Here is a 17,714-nt window from a genome sequence, read left to right on the forward strand (position 1 = left end):
AAAACAACATTAAACAAAAAAGGCGGAACGTGAAGTCTATTTTGTCACCATAGATTTCACGTTACCACCTTATCAAAATTAAACGCATTAAGGTCTTTCTCTCAATTGTAACGTAAATGCGATAATAACCGCTATCAACATTAAGATTAACGTTGGAGTTATAAAGATCGATAATAATAATCCATGAATCATAATGTTTACAAATTCAGTTAACAATTTAAAGAATAGAATACTAACCATAAAGAGTTGTAAATAATAATATTTACCTCTTAAGAAATGTGTAAATGTCGTTGCAATATAAGTGATAATAACTAGCATTAATAATAATAAAGTTACCCATTCAACAACATATTGTGTTTGGGATAGTTCCCATTCACCTGATACAAATAAAGCATTTCTGTTATTAAATTCAATAAATGTAAATAGGAATAAAATGAAACCACAGAATATTTCTACATACGCTGGTTTAATCCATTTCGGACGTCTCATCCAATTAGGAATATCATCTTCTTCAATATTAAATACATTTTTGAATTTATTCTTAAATTTATCACGTTTTGATCTGATTTTTTCTAAATCGACACTTCTTCTCGTCTTACGTGCATATTCTGATGTTTTATCTTGAAGCTGTTTAAAATGAACTTTAGACTGATTCGAAACATTTCCTTTACTTGTTCTTGATAATTCAGGTTCTTCTTCTCCCAATTCTTCTTTAGTCAATGGTAAGGATCTTCTTAAGAATAAGAAATTCCAAATTGAAGCTTGCGCTAATAACCACATTACTAAGAAAAATGTATTTACACTTAATATATCTATTGGTGCAATTTCATTGGCATCAATTTTGCCGTATAAAGAAATTTGAGTAATTAAATAACTTATTCCGTAAGAAAAAATAATCCATAAGTAATGATTTTTTCTATTAGCAACATTAAGTTCATCTTTATATACAATGTAGCCTGTGTGAATAATAAAAGGAATAATAAAAATAATTGCCCAAAAACTATATACTTGAGTCATTAAAGTAATTGAAATGAGGAAGTATAAAATCCCAATAATTAAAAAGAAAATTGAGATGTCGTAATCATATTTCGTAGTTCTATATAATGCATAACCAATAAGCATTACAAGAATACCAAACAGAATAATTATGACTGCACTAATAATAGGAAAGTTGCCTATGAACCTACTCATCACTCTAATAATTTCACTGAAGAATGCATTAAGGAAATCCCATAAATTATGAATTTTTAATTCAACTTTATCTTTATCCTTTAATTGATTAATTAAAGGTAAATTTATAAGTATTATGAGACCCGTGAAGAGTGAAACGATACCGACAATATAACTAAAAATAATCTCGGTGTGTTTCTTAAGAAAAGACATACTGTTCACCTCAAAATTCATTATATAGTAAGATGTTAATCTTGTCTTTATTAAACAATAAAATACATCTTGAGACCTATATAAGTTTATCCTAGTTTTATATGGGTAAACTTAAATTGTAAACATTAATCTAACAAGGAGTGTTCATTATGACAAACGAAGATGCTAAAAAAGCAAAAGAAGTAGAAGAAAAATTAAAAGAACAAAAAGAAGAAAAAACTGATGACATCGAACAAACTAAAAAAGATGTTCAAAACACTTTAGATTAATAACTAAAGCAATTATTTATAAAGGCTACAGCTTCACTCATTCATTTGCGTAGCTAACCGAACTGAGATGGCGCAATATTTCATGCGCTTCTCAGTTCTTTTCATTTTTAATGGTATTTAAGGCCATCAATTCATAATGTTTCATTCATTATGAATATCGATTTTTCTCTCATTTTATTTAATTTAATTAAAATCGCCTTGACATTAATTCATAAAAGTCATACATTTAAAATAAATTAAATATAAAACGCACTAGGGGTGTGTATACTGAGATGAGGTTTTACCTCGAACCCTTTGAACCTGAACTAGTTAAAACTAGCGTAGGAAAGTGTTGCTAATATAAATAATTGTAGTAAATACATATAAAACTTTTTATTTAAATTCACGCACAACTTTCTACGGATGGTTGTGCGTTTTTTTAGGAGGAAATATCATGTCAAAAGGTTTAAAGCTTTCAGAAATCCTTGTAACTGTTCTGATTGCAGTAGTATTTGCGATAATTTATAACTTATGGTGGTTTGCGTATAACGTGGCGCAAGTTGCCGGTGTTCATATTGAACAATTAACATACGGCGTTTGGTTTATGGCAGCTATCGTCGCATATTTAATTATTCCTAAACCTGGTATTGCACTTATTGCAGAGTTTGCTGCAGGTGCTGGTGAAACAATTGTTATGGGTAAATTTGATATTCCTACAATTGTATATGCAATTCTTCAAGGTTTAGCTTGTGAAATTATTTTTGCTATTTTTAAATACAAATCTAGATCATTAATGGTTGCTGTATTAGCTGGATTAGCAACTGCATTAATTTCATTTCCAGTTGATTATTATTACGGTTATTTAGCTGAAGTCGCAGGATGGAATCTTCTTTTATTCATTATATTCCGTTCTATTAGCGGTATTGTCATTGCCGGCTTATTATCTTATCTCATTGTTAAAGCATTAGATCAAACAGGTGTGACGAAATTATTCCGCCCTGCTTCTCAAAAAGACTACGACAACCTATAAGGGGAAATTAAAGTGTTAAAAGCGAAAAATTTACGTCTGAAATATCCGAATGGCGAACGTAAAATCTTCGATAATTTGAATATTGAAATTAAAGATAAAGAAAAAGTGCTTTTACTAGGTCCTTCAGGATCTGGTAAAAGCACATTACTTAATGTTTTAAGTGGCATTGTGCCAAATTTAATTGAGTTACCTATGAAATATGATGAACTTGAAATCGATCCACATTCCGGTGTCATCTTTCAAGATCCAGATACGCAGTTTTGTATGCCTAAAGTGTATGAAGAACTTGCTTTCGTTCTAGAAAATAAACAAGTACCACGCAATGAAATGGACGCACTTATAGAGAATGCTTTAGCATCGGTTGATTTAAATGTTACGGACAATACATTCGTCAATCATCTTAGTGGCGGTATGAAACAAAAGCTCGCTATTGTTGAAACTATTTTACAAGAAGCTAATACGCTTTTCTTAGATGAGCCTACTGCCATGTTAGATGTAGATGCTACAGCTGATTTATGGCAACGACTTATTCAGTTATGGTCTGATCAAACTGTGCTTATTGTCGAACACAAAGTTGAACATATTTGGGAGCATGTCGATAGAGTCATCTTATTGAATTATGAAGGGCAAATCATAGCAGATGGCACACCGGATTACATATTAAATAACTGTGAGCATTTACTCACTGAATTTGGCGTTTGGCATCCTCATGCTTGGGATCATGCGCCAAAGCCGATGACATTTCCAGCTAATAAAGCTGAAACATTATTTACTTTTAAGAATGGTCAAGTTATTCGTGGTAAAAAACAATTATTCCAGACATCCGAATTAAATGTTCATTCTGGAGAATGGATTACGATAACTGGGAAAAATGGTACAGGTAAAACAACGCTGTTAGAATCAATGATGCAACTTATAAAATATGAAGGCACGATGGCTTACAAGAATACAATATTGAAGAAAATAAAAGATGCAGCCAAGCATATGTATCTCGTTTATCAAAACCCTGAATTACAATTTATAACAAATTCTGTTTATGAAGAAATATATATTCATTATAATCATCAAGAACCTTCAATCGCTGAAAATGAAACGATGAAACTTTTAAAATTATTGCATTTAGAAGCCGTTAAAAACCAACATCCATTTGAATTATCTATGGGTCAGAAACGACGTCTTAGCGTAGCTACTGCACTAAGTTCAAAAGCCGATATCATCTTGCTAGATGAACCAACATTCGGACTGGATAGTCACAATACATTCCAATTGATTGAACTTTTCCAAGAAAGCGTCTCTAGTGGTCAAACCATCATTATGGTTACACACGATCCGGAAATCATTCATCGCTATCCAACACGTCGTTTAATCGTCGAAGATAACCAACTCATTGAAGAGGAAGGTGAATCACATGTTTGAACGTTGGAAGAAACACTATTCCTTTGTAGATGACGTTAATATCATTACGAAACTTTTACTTGGTGTAGCGCTATTCATTTTCATTATATTTGTCCATAATTTTGATTATATGATTTACATTACCATTATTATGTTTTTATTTTTAATGGCATTTAATGGTACGCAGTTTAAAATTACCGGAGCCTTTATTTTAGCCACTGTGCTATTTGCGCTATTATCGTCATTATTTATGATCCTTTATGGTGATGGTACACATATGTTATTTAAATGGGGCATTATTCAAATTAGTACTGAAAGTATTGTACGTGGCTTGCATTTATCATTACGTACAATTACAGTGTCAATGTTTGGTATTTTATTGGCCCTCACGTCCGAAATTGTCATGATTTTTTATAGCCTAATGCAACATTTAAAAGTAAAACCTAAAATTGCATATGCGTTTATGGCTGCGATCAGAATGGTACCTCTCATTTTTACATCACTTATTCAATTGAGACGTTCGCTTAAAATGCGTTATCAAATGATTGATGCTTCAAATTATAGAGGGCTTAAACGTCTAAAACATTTATTAATACCTATCTTAAGTCAAAATATCCGTCGTGCGCATCAACTGTCTGTTGCGATGGAATCTAAAGGCTTCAAAGATGGTCCAAGAACATATTATTATAAAGCACCGTTTTCTTATAAAGATATTTTATTTGTAATTTGCGTTGTGGCCATATTAATCATCGCATTTTATCTTTCACAATACTTCCCTATCACTGGGATTACTGATGCTCGTGTATCAGGTTATACCTCATAAAAAATACGGAGTGGGACAGAATTCTTTTGAATTCATCGTCCCACTCCATTATTTACATTTACTTATTCAATGCCTTATTTCCAATATCATGACGATAAAATAGGTTATCACACTTAATTTTTTCTACATTGTCATAAGCTACATTCTGTGCATCTTCAATTGTTGCACCTTTTCCAAGAGCTAATATCACTCTGCCTCCTGAAGTAACAAATGCATCATCTTCTTTACGTAAACCACTTACGAAATAAGTATCATTCAATTCAAACCCAGTTACTTTAGCACCTTTAGCGTAACTTCCTGGATAACCCTTAGAGGCTAACATGACGCCCACGACATAGTCATCTTGCCATTGGAATCTAATTGGTTCTTTACGATCTAAAGCAACGATTTGAGCCATTAAATCACTCTCTAATCGACTTAACAATACTTGTGCCTCTGGGTCTCCAAAGCGTGCATTAAATTCAATCACTTTGGGTCCTTCAGATGTTAAAATCGCACCAATATAAAGTAATCCAAAGTAATCATAACCTTCTGCTTTCATCGCTTTCGCAATGGGTTGTGCAATTTCTTTATTCGTACGTGTTAAGACATCGTCAGTAATATGAGGCACTGGACAATATGCACCCATACCACCAGTATTAGGTCCTTCATCATGATCAAAGGCACGTTTATGGTCTTGCGCAATACAATCAAACGGAACTGCATATTCACCATTAATAAAGGTCATTAAAGAGAATTCTTCACCCTCTAAAAATTGTTCAAATACCACTTTACCCTGCTCTTCCGGATATAGTGTTTCAACCGCTTCTTTCGCCACTTCACGTGTATCAGCGATAATAACTCCTTTACCAGCTGCTAAGCCATCTTTCTTAGCTACGATAGGTAAATCACAATGTTTTATATAGTCGAGTGCTTCTGTTTTAGAATTCACTTCTTTATAATCCGCAGTTGGAATATTATATTTTTTCATTAATTGTTTAGCAAATAGTTTAGACCCTTCTATTTGAGCCACGTCCTTATTTGGACCAAATACCTTTACATTAGCTTGTCGTAATTGATCTGGTAATCCATCAATTAATGGTTGTTCCGGTCCTACAATTACCCATTCAATATTCTTTTCTTGAACAAAGTTTAAGATGGCTTCATGATCACTTTCTGCAATATCTGTATGCACTTCTGCAACATTAACCATAGCGTCATTACCTGGAATTGCGTGTAATTGATCAATTAATGGTGATTGACGCAATTTATTAGCTAAAGCGTGTTCGCGGCCACCCGCTCCGATAACTAAAACATTCATCATTATTACCCCTTCCATTATTTAAATGACAAATTAATGCTTGAAGTGACGCATACCAGTTGTCACCATAGCAATGCCATATTTATTCGCCATATCAATTGAATCTTGGTCTTTAATTGAACCACCCGGTTGAATAATAGCTTTAATACCATGCTGTGCAGCCAATTCAACGGTATCATCCATTGGGAAGAAACCATCTGAAACTAGGGCAACATTGTCATTGATTTCTATTGCACGCTCTAACGCAATTTTTGCAGAGCCAACACGATTCATTTGACCTGCACCAATCCCTACCGTTTGTTTCGTATTACTCAAGATGACAGCATTACTTTTTACAGAAGGGATTACTTTCCAACCTAATAGCATCGCATCCCACTGATCGTCAGTAGGTGCCTTGTCAGTTACAACTTTCATATCTTCTTTAGCAACTTCAAAGTTGTCTTTGTCTTGGACTAAATAACCACCAGATACAGAAACAAATTCTTCTTCACGATTATCAATCGTCATATCAATTTCAAGCAATCGGATATTTTTCTTTTGCGTAAGAATATCTAAAGCTTCATCTGTAAATCGTGGCGCGATAACCACCTCTAAGAATATCGCATGCAACGTTTCTGCTAATTCAGCAGTCACTGTTCTATTTAATGCGATAATGCCACCAAAAATAGATTGGTTATCTGCATCATAAGCATGTTTAAACGCAATTTCAATATTGTCGCCAATACCTACACCACAAGGGTTCATATGTTTAACGGCAACAGCAGCTGGTTCACTAAACTTCTTCACAAGTGAAAGTGCTGAATCCGCATCTTTAATATTATTAAAGCTTAACGCTTTACCATGTAATTGTTTAGCACCTGCAATAGTATGTTTACTATTCGAAGTACGAACAAAGCGAGCTGATTGTTGAGGGTTCTCGCCATATCTTAATTGTTCGCTATCTCCTTTAAAGAAGCTTACAATAGCATGATCATATTCATTTGTATGTGTAAATACTTTTATCATTAATGCTTTACGGTACGCTTCATCTAGTCGATCTTCTTTTATACGCTCGATGACTTCATTATAATCAGATGGGTGTACAATTGTCGTTACATGCTTAAAGTTTTTAGCTGCAGCACGTAGCATCGTAGGTCCGCCAATATCAATGTTTTCAATTGCTTCTGCTTCAGTCACATCAGGATTTTCAACCGTTTTTTGAAAAGGATATAAATTCACTACCACCATATCGATTAAATCAATATGTTGTTCCGATAATTGTTCTAAATGTTCAGGTTTATCTCTATCCGCTAAAATACCACCATGTACCGCTGGGTGTAATGTTTTAACACGGCCATCCATAATTTCGGGAAATTGTGTTAACTCTGAAACAGATTTCACTGGTACAGAAGCATCTTCTAAAGCACCTTTAGTTCCTCCAGTTGAATAAAGTTCATAATCTAATTTGATTAACGATTTAGCAAATTCCACTATTCCACTTTTGTTTGAGACACTTAAAATTGCTTTTTTCATGATTAGCTTAACTCCTTATTTAATAACTTTAGCTATAACACTTGGATAAAGTTCGTATTCTAATTGTTTAACACGTTCTTCCAATTCTTCTTTAGTATCGTCCGATTTAATATCACATTGTCGTTGATCAATAATTTCTCCCGTATCCATGCCACTATCTACATAATGAACCGTTGAACCAGTAATCTTATCACCGCTATTAAATGCTTGTCCTATAGCATCTTTCCCCTTATATTTCGGTAACAATGATGGATGAATATTTAAAATTTTACCTTCGTATGCTTCTAATAAGTCAGGACCAATTAATCGCATATAGCCAGCAAGGATAATCCATTCTACTTCTTCGCGTTGTAACAACTTAATTACATGTTGTTCATAGGCTGCTTTTGATTCGAAATCTTTAGGTTCATTAATATTGACAGCTACTTTTAATTGTTCAGCACGTTTGACGCAGTATGCATCGTGATGATCAGTATATAAAGATGTAATTTCTATATTATTGAGTTCCCCTTTATCTGCGCATAATACAATATTTTCGAAATTACTACCTGAACCAGATGCAAATATTGCTACTTTAGCCACTACTCTACCCCCTCAAGATGAATAGGCGTGTCTTTGTCTTCAATAATTTCACCTATTTCGAAAGCAGCTATACCCTCTTGTTTTAAAATATCAAGTGATTGCGCAACATCTTTTTTATCGATTATGACAGTGAAGCCAATCCCCATATTAAAGACATTGTACATTTCTTTAGTATCTATATTGGCTTGTTGTTGTAGCCAATTAAATACGTTTGGTGTTGGAAATGCTTGTGTATCAATGTTAGCTGCTAAACCTTCTGGTAACCCACGTGGAATATTCTCATAAAAACCACCACCAGTGATATGATTCATTCCTTTAATTTGAACAGCTTTTTTTAGAGCAAGAATAGGTTTTACATATAGCTGCGTTGGTGCTAGAAACGTTTCTAAGTACGAACGACCATCAAAGTCATCATTTAAATCAACCCCTGATTCTTTAATTAATTTACGTACCAAACTATAACCATTAGAGTGAATACCATTTGAAGCTAAACCAATAATGGCTTGTCCAGCTTCAATCGCTGAGCCATCAATGTATGCGTCTTTCTCAACTGCACCCACAGCAAACCCAGCAAGATCGTACTCACCTTCGTGGTACATCTCACCCATTTCTGCCGTTTCACCACCAATAAGTGCAGTATTTGTTTCTTCACAACCATCACTGACGCCTTTTACGATTTGTTCAATCACTTCTGGGACAACTTTATTTGTTGCAATATAATCTAAAAAGTATAGTGGTTCCGCACCCGTAGTTAAAATATCATTCACGCACATTGCAACCGCATCTATACCGATTGTGTCATGTTTGTCATGATCAATAGCCAATTTCAATTTAGTCCCTACACCATCTGTGCCAGAAACTAAGACGGGTGCTTTCATATTTAATTGCGATAAATCAAAAGTAGCACCAAATCCACCTAAACCACCTAATACTTCTTTACGCATCGTACGTTTCACATGACTGGACATTCTCTCTACTGCTTCATAACCTGCGTGAATATCAACACCTGATTGTTCGTATGCTTTAGACATGAATATTACCCTCTCTATCAAAGTAGTGTTTATGATTATTGATATAATCTTGTTGACGTTGACTTAAGTTCTTATAATATTTCTCTTCATAATCAAACAGTCCTGCTGGATAGTCACCTGTAAAGCTCTCTACACATAATCCGCTATATGGTGCATCATAATCCAACCCAATTGACTCGATTAAACCGTCTACACTTAAATAAGATAGCGAGTCTGCACCGATATAATCACAAATTTCTTCAGGTGACTTGCTTGCTGAAATAAGTTCGGCAGTCGTTGAAACATCAATTCCGTAAAAGCTAGGAAACATAAATTCTGGTGAAGCAATTCTGACATGCACTTCTTTAGCTCCAGAATCTTTTAACATTCTGACAATACGCTTGCTCGTTGTGCCACGTACAATTGAATCGTCAACTAAAACAATGCGTTTTCCTTCTACGATATCTTTAACTGCTGATAATTTAACGCGAACACCTTGTTCCCTTAACTCTTGTGTCGGTTGAATAAATGTGCGAGCAACATATTGATTTTTTACTAAGCCCATTTCATAAGGTAAATGACTTTCTTCAGCATAGCCACTTGCCGCTGATAATGAGGAGTTGGGTACACCGATGACCATATCTGCATCTGCAGGGCTTTCTTGTGCTAATTTCTTTCCAGATGCTTTGCGTACTGCGTGGACATTTTTACCCGCGATGGTTGAATCAGGTCGCGCAAAATAAATGTATTCCATCGCTGATATAGCTGTATTCGTATGACTTGTATATGATTTAACCTCAATACCTTCATCGTTAATCACAACGTATTCTCCAGCATGGATGTCTTGCACATATTCTGCACCTAATACATCAATGGCACATGTTTCACTAGCTAAGATGTACGTACCGTCTTGCATTTTGCCAACGACTAACGGACGAATCGCATTAGGGTCAACAGCGCCATATAATGCATCTTTAGTAAGAATTGCAAAGGTGAAGCCACCTTTAATTTGGCGTAAACTTTCTTTTAATGCTTCTTCAAAAGTGGGTGCCTTACTTCTACGTATTAAATGCATAATCACTTCAGTGTCGGATGACGAATGGAATATCGCACCGTGTTTTTCCAAATATTGACGCAATGTCTGTGCATTAATTAAATTACCATTATGGCAGATCGCAACACTCATATCGTAAAAGTGATACAAAAATGGTTGTATATTTTCAATACCTTTATTACCTGAAGTCGCATAGCGAACATGGCCAATCACGTTGTGACCATCTTTAAGTTGATCCATTTGGTCACCTTTAATTGCTTCTGTTAACAATCCAAGACCACGTTCACCTTTTAAAACTTCTCCATCTGATACAACGATACCTGCACCTTCTTGACCACGATGTTGCAAACTGTGAAGTCCCATATAAGTCAATTGAGCGGCTTCTGAATGATTCCAAATGCCGAATACACCACATTCCTCGTTTAATCCACTGTAGTTAAACATTGTGCAATTGCTCCTTCCCAACTTTCTTTAATTTCTGAGACTTTTTCAACAATCGAACTTTGAGCATTCGTTACTTTAAATTCATCAACATCTGTTAATTGACCAATTTCTATAGCATCGTCAATATTTAAAGTCTGACCTTCTTTAACAGCAATAATGTATCGACCTTGCGTTTCACTAAACAATTGTGCATCTGTAAGATCAACTGAAGCTTCTAACCCTAAACTGTAGTGTGCACTTAAGCGTGCTAAAGTGATTAATAAACCACCTTTACCTACTGTTTGCACGTGTGAAGCCACGCCATTTCGAATCGCATTTTTAACCGCTTCTCCTTTAGCAACTTCATCACTTAAATCAATCGCTTCAAATTCATGATTCACTTTACCGTACAATAATTTTTCAATTTGACTACCGCCAAAGTCATCTCTTGTTTCACCAACTAAATACAATTTATGACCAGCTTCAGGGTGGAAGTCATTAAGGTAATCAATATCTTCAATTAATCCAACCATTCCTACGACAGGCGTTGGGAAAATGGATGTGCCACGTGTTTCGTTATAAAGAGAAACGTTACCTGAAACAACTGGTGTTTTTAATACTTCACACGCTTCTGACATGCCCTTCGTTGAATCAATCAATTGTTGATAGATTTCTTTCTTTTCTGGTGAACCATAGTTTAAGCAGTCTGTCATAGCTAGTGGTGTAGCACCTACAGCAATTAAATTACGATACGCTTCTGCAACGACCATTTTTCCGCCCTCATACGGTTGGTTAAATACGTAACGTGCTTCACCGTCTATCGTAGATGCAATAGCTTTATTCGTACCTTCTACACGAACAACTGATGACTGTAGTCCTGGTTTGATAATCGTATTTGCACCAACTTGTTGATCATATTGTTCATATAAATAATGTTTAGAAGCAATTGTTGGGTGTTTTAAAAGTTTTTCAAAGACATCTTGAACATGGATTGAACTATAGTCATTTTTTGATGTGTTGTATTCTTTTTCTTCACCCTCTAGCACATAAACCGGTGCTTCATCTGCAAGAGATTGCACAGGGATATCTGCAAATAGCTCATCTTCATATTTAAGTACGAAGCGGTCAGTGTTCGTTACTTTACCAATTACCGCACTATCTAATTCGTGTTTTTCAAATAAATCTAAGAATTTTTGTTCAGTACCTTTTTCAACGACTAGTAACATTCGTTCTTGCGTTTCAGAAAGCATCATTTCATAAGGTGAAATACCTGGTTCACGTGTAGGCACTTTATCTAAATGTAATTCTAGACCGCTGCCACCTTTAGCTGCCATTTCTGATGATGAAGATGTTAAACCAGCGGCACCCATATCTTGAATACCAACTAATTCGTCGAAAGTAATCGCTTCTAATGTTGCTTCCATAAGTTTTTTACCTACAAATGGATCCCCAATTTGAACTGACGGACGTTTACTTTCACTTTCTTCAGTCAACTCTTCAGACGCAAAAGTGGCACCATGAATACCATCACGACCTGTTTTGAGACCTACATATATAACCGAGTTACCTTCACCTTTAGCAGTTCCTTTTTGGATCATGTCATGATCAATCACACCGACACACATAGCATTGACTAACGGATTACCATCATAGCGATCATCAAATTCAATTTCTCCAGCTGTTGTTGGAATACCGATACAATTACCGTAACCGCCAATACCACGAACAACACCTTTAAGTAAACGTTGGTTTTGTTTCACTGACAATTCACCGAAACGCAAGCTATTTAATAAATTAATAGGTCTAGCTCCAATTGATACAATATCTCTAATGATGCCACCTACACCTGTTGCAGCACCTTGATAAGGTTCAATAGCAGATGGATGGTTATGTGATTCAACTTTAAACACAACTGCTTGGTTGTCTCCTATATCTACTACACCTGCACCTTCACCAGGTCCCATTAAGACATGTTCACCTGTTGTCGGAAATTGCTTTAAGAATGGTTTAGAGTGTTTATAAGAGCAATGTTCACTCCACATAACTGAGAAGATGCCTACTTCTGTAAAGTTAGGTTCTCTCCCTAATATTTCACACACTTTGTTATATTCCGCGTCACTTAAGCCCATATCTTGATACAATTTTTCAAGCTTACTTTCTTCAATACTAGGTTCGATAAACTTAGACATTTTGTTCCCTCCAACAATTTACCATTGCTTCAAATAATTTCACACCACTATCAGTTCCAAGAATTGTTTCAAGCGCACGTTCTGGGTGAGGCATCATACCACAAACATTACCTGCTTTATTAACAATCCCTGCAATATTTTCATGAGAGCCATTTGGATTATCTTCATAAGTTAAGATAATTTGATTATGCTCAATTAATTCATCATATATATCATCTGTACAGTAATAATGACCTTCACCATGTGCAACCGGATAAACGACAATTTCATTCTCACCATATAAATTTGTAAAAGGTGTTTGATTATTGGCAATTTTTAGACTTTCATTTCTGCTAATAAATAAATGAGAATCATTATGAAGCAATGCACCTGGTAATAAACCAATTTCTGTAAGAATTTGGAATCCATTACACACACCAAGAACCGGTTTACCTTCACTTGCTAGACGTTTCACTTCACTAATGATAGGTGCTACACTTGCCATTGCGCCTGAGCGTAAATAGTCACCAAAAGAAAAACCACCTGGAATAAGTACGCCATCGTAACCTTCCAATGATGTCTCACGATAGTCAACATATTCTGCTTCAGCACCTGTCTTAATCGCTGCATTGTACATGTCTCTATCACAATTAGATCCTGGGAATACGAGAACTGCAAATTTCATCTTATGCATTCTCCTTTTCATCAACGATTTTATAACTATATTCTTCAATTACAGTATTAGCGAATAACTTCTCACTTAAAGTAGTAACGATATTATCAACCGCTTCATCAGTTGCTTCATCAACCGTCATGTATAACACTTTACCTACTCGAATATCATTTACTTGTTTATAACCTAAATCATGTACAGCTCGATTTAATGCTTGTCCTTGCGTATCTAATACTTGTGGTTGTAATGTAATGTGAAGTTCAATCGTTTTCATTATTTTAGTTCCTCCAATTTATTTAAAAATGTTGTATATGTGTCAATAAGTGAACCTGTATCATTTCGATAGACATCTTTGTCAAAGTTAGTGTCAGAATGTTTATCCCAAATACGACATGTATCAGGAGAAATTTCATCAGCTAGTAAGATTTTACCGTCAGATGTCTTACCAAATTCGATTTTGAAATCCACCAATCTTAAATCCATTTCATTCATAAGTTCTATTAATACTTTATTGATATCTTTCGCCATCGTTTTCAATGTTTCAATTTCACTATCATTCGCAATGTTTAACAGTTTCACATGATCATCTGTAATTAAAGGGTCGTTCAAGTCATCATTTTTATAGAAAAATTCAACTAAAGGGGCTTCAAATTCATGACCTTTATTAAAACCTAAGCGTTTGGTAATTGAGCCTGTTGCAATGTTACGAACCACCACTTCTAATGGGATAATAGTCACTGCTTCGACTAATTGCTCCGTTTCTGAAAGTTGTTTAATAAAGTGACTTTTAATTCCATGTTGAGCTAAATAGTCGAATATTATAGCGGTAATTTGATTATTTAATCGACCTTTACCTTCCATTTTGTCTTTTTTTGCACCATTACCAGCCGTAACTTCATCTTTATACTCAACTCTCAATTGACCTTCTTTGTCTGTTGAGAAAATTCTTTTCGCTTTCCCTTCATATAATAGCGTCATTAACTATTCTCTCCCTTCAAACTGTTTGAGCATGTCTTTCTCAGTTTCATTTAAATCATTCGTCAAAATGGTCATATGTCCCATTTTACGGTCAGGCTTGCGTTCTGATTTGCCATAAATGTGCACATGCCATTCAGGATGACTTGAAAACTGTTCTTCTAATAAATCTAAGTCTCGTCCTAACAAATTCATCATGACTGCTGGTTTTAAGATTTCGATTTGTTCTGGTAGCTTTTGACCTGTAACAGCAAGAATATGCGTATCAAATTGTGAATAATCACAGGCTTCAATAGAATAATGTCCTGAATTGTGTGGACGCGGTGCGATCTCATTTACATACAAATGATTTGATTTATCGATAAAGAATTCAACTGTGAATGTACCTACAAAATGAACTTGATCAATAATCTTATTCACTTCAATTCTCGCTTCTTGTTCCTTGTCAGTTCGTGCAGGCACAATGGTTTTAAACAAAATCTGATTACGATGTTCGTTCTCTTGTAGTGGGAAGTACGTAATTTGTTTGTGATTGCCAATGGTAACTGTTAACGAAACTTCAAGTGAAATATCAAGATATTGTTCTGCTACACACTCTTGATTCTTAATAAGTGCTCTAGCTTCTTGGAGCGCTGTTTCATCTTTAACTAAGACTTGTCCTTTGCCGTCATATCCACCAAATCGCGTTTTGACTATAAATGGATAGCCTAATGTATGAATAGCGTCATTTAAATCTTCTTCACTTTTTATAGATAAAAATGGAACAATTTTAGAACCAGCTTGTTCTAATGTTTGTTTTTCAGTCAATCGGTCTTGCAATAATTGAATTGCTTGATAGCCTTGAGGAATATTGAATTGTTGCGTTAAGCGATTAAGTTGCTCAGCAGAAATATTTTCAAACTCATAAGTAATGACATCAGATTTTTCGCCAAGTTCATGTAACGCTTTTTCATCGTCATAAGCAGCAGTGATAAATTCATGAGCAACAGGTTTACATGGACTGTCAGGGTTAGGATCTAAACAAATGACTTTGAAACCCATTTTCTGTGCTGATTGAGCCATCATCTTACCTAATTGACCTCCACCAATAATGCCAATAGTGTCACCGAACTTTAATTTATTGAAGTTCATTTTGCATTTCACCAACTTTATCTACTAGACTTTGCTCATATTGTTCTAAATGATGACGAACTGTTTCGTTGCCAATACTTAATATTCTTGCAGCCAATATGCCAGCATTTTTAGCACCTGCCGTTCCAATTGCAGTTGTAGCTACTGGAATACCACCAGGCATTTGAACAATTGATAATAATGAATCCAGACCTTTTAAACTTTTCGATTCTATTGGTACACCTATCACAGGTAATGTTGTCATTGATGCAACCATTCCCGGTAAATGCGCTGCGCCACCTGCTCCAGCAATGATGACATCATAGCCATTTTTCTGTGCTTGACTGGCAAATTCATACATTAATTTTGGCGTACGATGTGCCGAAACCACTTTCTTATCGTACGGTATTTCGAATTCGTCTAACATCGCACAACTTTCTTGCATAATCTTCCAATCTGAAGAACTACCCATAATTACCGCTACTTTCACGTTGTACACCCTTTCAAAAGTTTGAAATTTAGATACGATTAGTTGTATATTACAGATATAGCATAACAATCATGCGATGCTTTTTCAATTAAAAATCGAACTTTAACTTAATTTTTATCTTTAATTTACGTCTTTTGGCTATCAATTGACGAGAATACAGTTTTAAAGTTAAGGTATAGTTATGATTAAAACAAACAAGGAGGAATTTTTTGTGGTTGCAAAAATTTTAGATGGGAAACAAATTTCTAAGGACTATAGACAAGGTTTACAAAATCAAGTCGAAGCATTAAAAGAAAAAGGTTATACACCAAAATTATCAGTTATCTTAGTTGGTAATGATGGTGCAAGTCAAAGCTATGTAAACTCTAAAAAGAAAGCTGCTGAAAAAATCGGCATGATTTCTGAAATTGTTCATTTAGAGGAAGATACTTCTGAAGAGGATGTATTAAAAGAATTAGATCGTTTAAACAATGATGATTCAGTTAGCGGTATTCTAGTTCAAGTACCACTTCCTAAACAAGTAAGTGAACAAAAAATCTTAGAAGCGATTAATCCTGAAAAAGACGTTGATGGCTTCCACCCTTCAAATATCGGTAAATTATATATTGATGAGCAAACTTTTGTTCCATGTACACCATTAGGTATTATGGAAATTCTTAAACATGCTGATATTGATTTAGAAGGTAAAAATGCGGTTGTAATTGGCCGTAGCCATATCGTTGGTCAACCAGTATCTAAATTATTATTACAAGCTAACGCTACTGTAACTATCTTACATTCACGTACTAAAGACATGCATAGTCATTTAAAAGACGCTGATGTCATTGTTAGTGCTGTAGGTCAACCAGGCTTAGTTACTAAAGATGATGTTAAAGAAGGCGCAGTTATTGTTGATGTTGGTAATACGCCTGATGAAAATGGTAAATTAAAAGGTGACGTAGAGTTTGAAGAAGTTAAAGAAATTGCTGGAGCTATCACACCAGTTCCAGGTGGTGTTGGCCCATTAACAATCACTATGGTGCTTAACAACACACTATTAGCTGAAAAAATGCGTCGTGGCATTGAATAAGAAGGCTTCACTTTGACTTAAGTCTTATGTTATTAGAATAATTAAATTGAAATGGCTAGGACATCATTCCTAGAGAAATAGCCAGTCAATGCGTTTTAACAAACGCATTGACTGGTTTCTTTATTTACAATACGGAGTATTGTTGGCTTGCTTGCCCAACGTGCTTTGCTTGTAGAAACTGATTAAATCAGTTTCTCTGTGTTGGGGCCCTTCTTATGGGACAGCTTCAGCCTGTAGTCCTCTAAAGGCGATCTTAGATAGATAATCACTCACATAAGTTGCTTCGCGTTCCTGGGGTGCTGTTTCTAAAGTAGCTCTTGGATGGATTTTCATTTCACTTAAGTTGAGACGCTTGCCTAGAGGGCTGGGTCGTAAAGAAATTCTTAAAAAAATTAAGGCACACTCATATAATTTAGTAATCATTTCAACACTAAATTAAAGAGGTGCCTTATATATTAGAAACTACACT

Annotated in this window: 17 protein-coding genes and 1 riboswitch; of the genes, 5 read left to right on the forward strand and 12 right to left on the reverse strand. The window is 35.0% G+C overall.

The features are described from left to right. Positions 1-87 precede the first annotated feature (87 nt). Positions 88-1,383 carry a lipoteichoic acid stability factor AuxA gene (gene auxA / locus JVV30_RS01430; protein ID WP_053019386.1) on the reverse strand — a complete coding sequence of 432 codons (1,296 nt, stop codon included), beginning with the start codon at positions 1,381-1,383 and terminating at the stop codon, positions 88-90. A gap of 149 nt (positions 1,384-1,532) precedes the next feature. Between auxA and graF the strand changes: the two genes are divergently transcribed. The 4 genes from graF to JVV30_RS01450 all read left to right on the forward strand — a co-directional run bounded on the left by graF (position 1,533) and on the right by JVV30_RS01450 (position 4,879). After that, positions 1,533-1,652 (forward strand): glycopeptide resistance-associated protein GraF, encoded by a 120-nt coding sequence (gene graF, locus JVV30_RS01435; protein WP_141763602.1) that lies wholly within the window; start codon positions 1,533-1,535, stop codon positions 1,650-1,652. Between the two features lie 244 nt (positions 1,653-1,896). Then, a riboswitch (TPP riboswitch) is annotated at positions 1,897-1,996 on the forward strand. Positions 1,997-2,085: 89 nt separating this feature from the next. Further along, positions 2,086-2,661: an ECF transporter S component gene (locus JVV30_RS01440; RefSeq protein WP_053017839.1), complete on the forward strand. Its 576-nt coding sequence runs from the start codon at positions 2,086-2,088 to the stop codon at positions 2,659-2,661. A gap of 12 nt (positions 2,662-2,673) precedes the next feature. Next, complete coding sequence (locus tag JVV30_RS01445) at positions 2,674-4,077, forward strand: ABC transporter ATP-binding protein (RefSeq protein WP_070855173.1); 1,404 nt, start codon at positions 2,674-2,676, stop codon at positions 4,075-4,077. Continuing rightward, positions 4,070-4,879 (forward strand): energy-coupling factor transporter transmembrane component T family protein, encoded by an 810-nt coding sequence (locus JVV30_RS01450; RefSeq protein ID WP_011276155.1) that lies wholly within the window; start codon positions 4,070-4,072, stop codon positions 4,877-4,879. Before JVV30_RS01445 ends, JVV30_RS01450 begins: the two co-directional genes overlap by 8 nt. A gap of 58 nt (positions 4,880-4,937) precedes the next feature. Here JVV30_RS01450 and purD read toward each other — a convergent pair whose 3' ends face one another. From purD to purE, 11 genes are read right to left on the reverse strand one after another with little or no spacing between them, the layout of a single operon-like run. After that, the gene (gene purD, locus JVV30_RS01455) at positions 4,938-6,179 is read right to left on the reverse strand and encodes a phosphoribosylamine--glycine ligase (RefSeq protein ID WP_204193147.1); all 1,242 of its coding nucleotides are present in this window, start codon (positions 6,177-6,179) and stop codon (positions 4,938-4,940) included. Between the two features lie 33 nt (positions 6,180-6,212). Continuing rightward, positions 6,213-7,691 (reverse strand): bifunctional phosphoribosylaminoimidazolecarboxamide formyltransferase/IMP cyclohydrolase, encoded by a 1,479-nt coding sequence (purH, locus tag JVV30_RS01460; RefSeq protein WP_070855171.1) that lies wholly within the window; start codon positions 7,689-7,691, stop codon positions 6,213-6,215. Positions 7,692-7,706: 15 nt separating this feature from the next. Next, positions 7,707-8,273: a phosphoribosylglycinamide formyltransferase gene (gene purN, locus JVV30_RS01465; protein ID WP_053029136.1), complete on the reverse strand. Its 567-nt coding sequence runs from the start codon at positions 8,271-8,273 to the stop codon at positions 7,707-7,709. Then, the gene (purM, locus tag JVV30_RS01470; protein ID WP_204193117.1) at positions 8,273-9,304 is read right to left on the reverse strand and encodes a phosphoribosylformylglycinamidine cyclo-ligase; all 1,032 of its coding nucleotides are present in this window, start codon (positions 9,302-9,304) and stop codon (positions 8,273-8,275) included. Before purM ends, purN begins: the two co-directional genes overlap by 1 nt. Continuing rightward, positions 9,297-10,781, reverse strand: coding sequence for an amidophosphoribosyltransferase (gene purF / locus JVV30_RS01475; protein ID WP_204193123.1), 1,485 nt, complete (start codon positions 10,779-10,781; stop codon positions 9,297-9,299). The genes purM and purF overlap by 8 nt, the downstream gene beginning before the upstream one ends. Continuing rightward, complete coding sequence (gene purL, locus JVV30_RS01480; protein WP_204193127.1) at positions 10,760-12,949, reverse strand: phosphoribosylformylglycinamidine synthase subunit PurL; 2,190 nt, start codon at positions 12,947-12,949, stop codon at positions 10,760-10,762. Before purL ends, purF begins: the two co-directional genes overlap by 22 nt. Then, positions 12,942-13,613: a phosphoribosylformylglycinamidine synthase subunit PurQ gene (gene purQ / locus JVV30_RS01485; protein WP_053022615.1), complete on the reverse strand. Its 672-nt coding sequence runs from the start codon at positions 13,611-13,613 to the stop codon at positions 12,942-12,944. The genes purL and purQ overlap by 8 nt, the downstream gene beginning before the upstream one ends. A 1-nt stretch (position 13,614) precedes the next feature. Further along, positions 13,615-13,875 (reverse strand): phosphoribosylformylglycinamidine synthase subunit PurS, encoded by a 261-nt coding sequence (gene purS, locus JVV30_RS01490; RefSeq protein WP_033079949.1) that lies wholly within the window; start codon positions 13,873-13,875, stop codon positions 13,615-13,617. Then, positions 13,875-14,579, reverse strand: coding sequence for a phosphoribosylaminoimidazolesuccinocarboxamide synthase (gene purC, locus JVV30_RS01495; RefSeq protein WP_070855168.1), 705 nt, complete (start codon positions 14,577-14,579; stop codon positions 13,875-13,877). The genes purS and purC overlap by 1 nt, the downstream gene beginning before the upstream one ends. 3 nt (positions 14,580-14,582) lie before the next feature. Further along, positions 14,583-15,707, reverse strand: coding sequence for a 5-(carboxyamino)imidazole ribonucleotide synthase (purK, locus tag JVV30_RS01500; RefSeq protein ID WP_070855167.1), 1,125 nt, complete (start codon positions 15,705-15,707; stop codon positions 14,583-14,585). Continuing rightward, entirely contained in the window at positions 15,694-16,176 is a 483-nt protein-coding gene (gene purE / locus JVV30_RS01505; RefSeq protein ID WP_053029129.1) for a 5-(carboxyamino)imidazole ribonucleotide mutase, read from the reverse strand. Before purE ends, purK begins: the two co-directional genes overlap by 14 nt. Before the next feature lie 211 nt (positions 16,177-16,387). On the opposite strand from purE, the gene folD reads away from it, so the two are divergent. Further along, a complete protein-coding gene (gene folD, locus JVV30_RS01510; protein ID WP_053029128.1) occupies positions 16,388-17,245 on the forward strand; it encodes a bifunctional methylenetetrahydrofolate dehydrogenase/methenyltetrahydrofolate cyclohydrolase FolD in 858 nt (285 codons plus the stop codon). Positions 17,246-17,714 lie beyond the last annotated feature (469 nt).

Origin of the sequence: Staphylococcus sp. GDY8P47P, from assembly GCF_016892225.1 — a bacterium.
Taxonomy (GTDB): Bacteria; Bacillota; Bacilli; order Staphylococcales; family Staphylococcaceae; genus Staphylococcus; species Staphylococcus borealis.